Source organism: Paracoccus sp. S4493 (genome assembly GCF_000967735.1).
GTDB classification, from domain to species: domain Bacteria; phylum Pseudomonadota; class Alphaproteobacteria; order Rhodobacterales; family Rhodobacteraceae; genus Paracoccus; species Paracoccus marcusii.
On the sequence record NZ_JXYF01000482.1, the window covers coordinates 1 to 5,168 of the forward strand.

Annotated in this window: 2 protein-coding genes and 3 pseudogenes; 3 read left to right on the top strand and 2 right to left on the bottom strand. The window is 54.3% G+C overall.

The window, feature by feature from the left end; all coding sequences use genetic code 11:
* A pseudogene (locus tag TW83_RS20290) lies at positions 1–942 on the bottom strand (hypothetical protein); the annotation flags it as partial.
* Between the two features lie 720 nt (positions 943–1,662).
* On the opposite strand from TW83_RS20290, the gene TW83_RS21015 reads away from it, so the two are divergent.
* Both TW83_RS21015 and TW83_RS18625 read left to right on the top strand, forming a co-directional pair.
* Positions 1,663–2,835, top strand: a complete 1,173-nt coding sequence (locus tag TW83_RS21015; protein ID WP_162198093.1) for an MFS transporter — start codon at positions 1,663–1,665, stop codon at positions 2,833–2,835.
* A 331-nt stretch (positions 2,836–3,166) separates the two neighbouring features.
* Positions 3,167–3,557: pseudogene (locus TW83_RS18625) on the top strand (transposase); the annotation flags it as partial.
* Positions 3,558–3,620: 63 nt separating this feature from the next.
* On the opposite strand, the pseudogene TW83_RS20295 reads toward TW83_RS18625, so the two are convergent.
* Positions 3,621–3,899: pseudogene (locus TW83_RS20295) on the bottom strand (IS3 family transposase); the annotation flags it as partial.
* Between the two features lie 46 nt (positions 3,900–3,945).
* Between TW83_RS20295 and TW83_RS20300 the strand changes: the two are divergent.
* Positions 3,946–5,168: IS30 family transposase (locus TW83_RS20300; protein WP_204245807.1), on the top strand; the 1,223-nt coding region annotated here is incomplete at its 3' end.

Below are 5,168 nucleotides of genomic sequence, written 5' to 3' on the forward strand. Positions count from 1 at the left end.
ACGCGGGATGTGACACCTAGCCGACGAGATCACATAATTCCCGTAGACCTTTCTCACTGCCATCATTTCGTAGAAAGCGGCTAGTGCTCCGACATACTCTTGAAGATGTCCCCCGCTCACGAAGCCCGGGAAAACCGCCTTCTTTATCCTTTCGTGATATTCTTTTGAACCTACAATCCACGCGTGGGATGGCCCTGGTAGCGTTTTGCAGGTCGTCATAGTCATCAAGTCTATGCCGTCCTTGAGAGGATTCCGAAATGCGCCACAGGCGATCAAGCCGGCAACATGAGATGCGTCGTAAATGGTTATCGTACCAGTTTCCCGAGCAGTCATTGCAAGTTCAGTGAAGTCTTGCTCTTCGATAACAACTGATCCTCCCAGGAAGATCAGTCCGGGCCGATATTTTTTGATGTCGGCGCAAGCTGCCTCTATGTCGATTGCAAAAGATCGCTGCCGGAGGGGAAGATAATGATACGTGTAGTCTTTCAAACTGCGAGTTACTCGGCCTGCCATTGATATATGTGCGCCGCCCCGCATCGAAGGCGACATAATTACGTCGCCGGTCTTCGTTAGGCTGGCCAGTAGAATATGATTGGCTTGACTACCTGAAATTGGCCGGAGTTCAGCAAAATCTGCTCCGAATGCTGCCGCTACATCAGCCTCGCCAACCCGCTCGATCTCGTAATAGTTTTCAAGACCGGGAAACACTGCCTCATCTTGCGAGCCTTCAGCCGCGCGATTGAGGAGATCGGTGTCCATCAAGGATCGCACTCTTTGGCTGACTGACGTACCCGACGCTACTAAACATAGGACGTCTGCGGCCTTGTCGTCGTATGCTGCGATCAGTGAGGTAAGGTTTTCAAGTCGTGACGTCCACGATGTGTTATTTGCGGCCCCGTCGTCGCCCTGAGCCTGCAGAGCAATCTTCTTAGATGAGTTCACGTTCTACACCTTGATCTAAATAATTGAAAATTATACACTAAATATGCAACTTTTTATAAGCGTGCATCATGGGAGCTTCGTTGGGCCACGTCAAGATCGCTTTGCCTCTGTAGTAGGATATTACCTGCAGAAGCATGCTGGCGTACACGTTCGTCGCTCCGTGGGATCGGTGAGCTCAGATGGTGCTGCGGAAAGCTGCGCCAGAGGTGGGTAGACAGGATGTGGTTGTGGTCTCGAAAGTTTCTGGACGTAGTCTTGGCGGGAAGCGATGCAGAGGACGTTCTTCGTCTCGTTAGATAATCGTTCGATCAGATTGCGCAGGGAGTAAGGCGGATAATTGGAACTCGTGGATATCCTTCTTTTTAGCTTTTGAGCTCTAAAATGGAACGTCCCGCACTACCGTCGCTTGTCGTGTTTTTTCAGGATCATCGCGCCCGTTTTCGGATGACTATGGGCACCGGAAATTTTTCAGCTATGATCATCCTACCTAAGGCGACAAATGTTCCAGTGACCTTGATCTTTGGTCTTGCGGGCACACAGTCGCGCATGGAGAAAGCCTAAGAAGCCTTGCAATAGGCACGCCCATTCAGGTGAGATTTTTGATTAATATGTGAAGAGAAAGTCTTTGCTACTGACGGAGTAAATGCGTATGCCCAAGCTGTCGCATACTCTTTGAGTACCGACCTAATGGCAGTACCAAATCAAATTTTGAGGATATATATGAAGGCCGACAGTAAGCAATCACTGGCGTGGATACTATTCGTCCCCTTTTTGGCACTTGCACTATCCTATGTTGCACGAGGAGTTTCCTTTTTTGCTTTTGCCTGGGTGATGTCAACACGGGGAGAAACAGCTGCTGATCTCGCACTTGCAGTTGTCTTAATGGCAATGGTTGACGTTTTCTTGTCGCGGCCGATCGGGTGGTTGTCAGACCGCTTCTCACTTTCAGGGATTACAGCGGCAGTTGAGCCACTAAGGGCGATTGTCGTTCCGGCAGCGCTTATTCTTTCGGCAAGTTTTGTCGAGGCAATGTGGTTATTTTATATCGTGTTTCTCGCGCTGGAGAAGCTGGCTCGAATATCGCTCACAAAAATTGTAATACGCAATGTCTTAGTGGGAAACCGCTCCCGCGTGAATGGTATTATATCGGCTGTACAAGATGTTTCTTTGTTATCTGGAGTGCTGTTAGGAGGAGTGGCCGTTGGTTATGGTATGTACTTTCTTACTGCTATGGCAGCGGGAGTATTCGTGCTGGCCGCGACCGCTGTGGCTTATCTTCTTTCTTCAGGGGTTCTGCTTGTAAATTTGCCAATGCAAGAACCTTTTCGCAAAACAAAGGAAGAGGCGAAAACTTCTCCAACGGCAAGTATAACTGGAGTAACTGGTATACTTTCCGCCACTCTCATAATATACGAGATGCTCAACGTCGTTCTTCCTTTTTTTGTCTTTAGGGTGCTTTCCTTTGTTCCGGCTTCATATAGCCTAATCGAGGCAGGTTGGAATCTCGGTGCTGTAGTTGCGGGAGTTCTGATATCTCGATGGAGCAAGGTCGCGGCTCTTTATCCGGTTTGGTACATGTCTTTACTGATTTTGTCTGCCCTGATTATATTTCAATCTTCACTTATTGCGATATCAGTGTTAATGTTCTCATCAGGCTTCTTGTATACTTTTATATTTGTTCAGATTGAAACGCACATACAAAACAACTACCGAGTAGAGGAGATTGGCTCTGTAAAAGGTCGGATATGGTTCTGGGTAGGTATCGTTAATATTGTGACATTCACAAGTGTGGTCTTTATGGCTAAGTGGTCTAATATCTATTTCATATGTTTGTTTTGTGGTATTATCTCTTTTACGGCGTTTGCATTTGGGGTTATTTTAAGACGTCACTGAGGAAGGACTTTTTCTTAGCTTTGGTCATGCAATCTGTTATCCACTTTCGGCTCCGTCCGTTTGGCGCCAGCCTGACCCCCTGCCCCTCCTTCGCGCCTCGCACCTGCCCACTTGTATCGTCCCAAGCAAGCCGGTGCGGGGCGCAATAGTCGACTTAGGCGTCCAGCCTCAGCCCTGCGGGTGAAGATCGCTTGTGCGGGAGCCCGGTTGTACAGCCGCGCGCCGCAGGCGCAGGGCCGAAGCAGGCTTTAACGGGCCGCTGAAATAGTCGGTCCTCGACGCGGTTTGTAGAACGTGATTCACTCTCTGCAGGAGAGCGGCGGGAGTGATGATGCGCGGCACGGACAAAGCGAGCGGGTCGTTGTTCAGTTATGTTGATCTGGAAGCTTGTGTCCCTGCGCGGCATCCACTACGCGATATCCGGCAGGTGGTGAACGACGCGTTGGCTAGCTTGGATGCCGAGTTCGAGGCGCTCTTCACCTATTTTGGTCGCCCTTTGATTGCGCAGGAACGCCTGATCCGGGCCAGCCGGCTTCGGATTCTGTCCTCAGTCCGCTCCGAGCGGCAGCTGATGGAGCAGATGCAATATAACCTGATTTTCCGTTGGTTCACGGGGCTTGGCATCGATGACCAGTGTCTGGGTCCCGACGGTCTTTGCCAAGAACCGCGACCAACTGCTGACCACGGACATGTCGCGCAAGGTAATGGGAGCGATCCTGGCGCCCTGAACCGCGCCGGGTTTTCCGGAGGCTGATTGGGATTAGTTGCGCGGCCATGTCTTTAGCTTCCAGAGCGGCGTAGAAGTTTGCCTCCGCTTCGGCCGACGGGATGTTCCTGATCGGCTTGAGCAGGCGGCGGTTGTTGAACCAGTCTACCCATTCAAGGGTGGCATATTCAACAGCCTCAAAGTTGCGCCACGGCTTACGGCGGTGGATGACCTCGGCCGTGAACAAGCAATTGATCGTCTACGCCAAGGCATTGTTGTAGCTATCGCCGACACTGCCGACGGAAGGTTCGATGCCGGCCTCGCCCCGCCTCTCGGTGTTTTTGATCGATAAGTATTGGGCGGTCTCAACCGGTCGTCGCAACACTCTGCTGATGGAGGTTGCGATGACGACAGGCAAACGAAGATCCGAACAGTCGACGAGGCGCAAATTGCGCTCACCAGGGCGGCCGGGAGTGGCAAGGCAGTCGGAGCGGCGCCGTTTCTGGTCCCTGATTGCATTGGGTCTTTCCAGCGAGGACGCTGCCGCCCGGACCGGCATCTCGCAGCCGGTCGGAACACGGTGGTTTCGAAAGGCTGGCGGCATGCCCCCTTCACATCTAGCTCCATCCGCGGCGGCACCGTCTCGGCGCTACCTGTGCCTGGAAGAGCGTGAAGAGATCGCTCTGCTCTTGGTGCAGAATGTCGGCTTGCGTGAGATTGCCCGCCGTCTTGGCCGCGCTGCGTCGACTATCTCGCGGGAGATCCGTCGCAATGCCGCCACACGCTCCGGCGGGTTTGAGTATCGTGCGACCACGGCCCAGTGGCATGCCGAGCGCGCGGCCGAGCGGCCAAAGGCCGCAAAGCTGGCGACGAACGCGGCTTTGCGGCAGTATGTGCAGGACAGGCTCTCCGGCCATATCTCGCACCCGGGTGGCTCGGTCGTTGTTGGCCCGCCTACAGCCTGGAAAGGCCGGCGACATGGACGGCGGCAATCGCGTCGGTGGGCCAAAGCCTGGAGTCCCGAGCAGATTGCCGGTCGGTTGCGCATCGACTTTCCAGGGGACGAGACCATGCGGATCAGTCACGAGGCCATCTACCAGGCGCTCTACATTCAGGGGCGTGGCGCTCTGCGCCGTGAGCTGACGGCGTGTTTGCGCACTGGTCGAGCGTTGCGTGTGCCCCGTGCCCGGACTGCCGGCCGAGGAAAATCCTTCGTGACATCCGAAATCATGATCAGCGAGCGCCCCGCTGAAGCTGCGGATCGTGCCGTCCCCGGCCATTGGGAAGGCGACCTCATCATCGGCCTCAACCGCTCTGCCATCGGCACGCTGGTCGAGCGGCAGACGCGCTTAACGCTGTTGCTGCACCTTCCACGGATGCCCGGGCATGGTGACGGACCACGCGTGAAGAATGGGCCGCCTCTTGCGGGTCACGGTGCCGAGGCCGTGCGCGATGCCATCGTGCGGAGCATCGTTCATCTGCCCCGCCATCTTCGGCGGTCGCTGTCTTGGGATCAGGGGTCCGAGATGGCCCGTCATGCCGAACTGACCGTCGCCGCTGATCTGCCGGTCTACTTCTGCGATCCTCACAGCCCATGGCAGCGCGGCACAAATGAAAACACCAATGG

Coding starts and splice junctions, on each gene's coding strand:
- TW83_RS21015 (WP_162198093.1), top strand. CDS start 1,663: ATGAAGGCCGACAGTAAGCAATCACTGGCGTGGATACTATTCGTCCCC.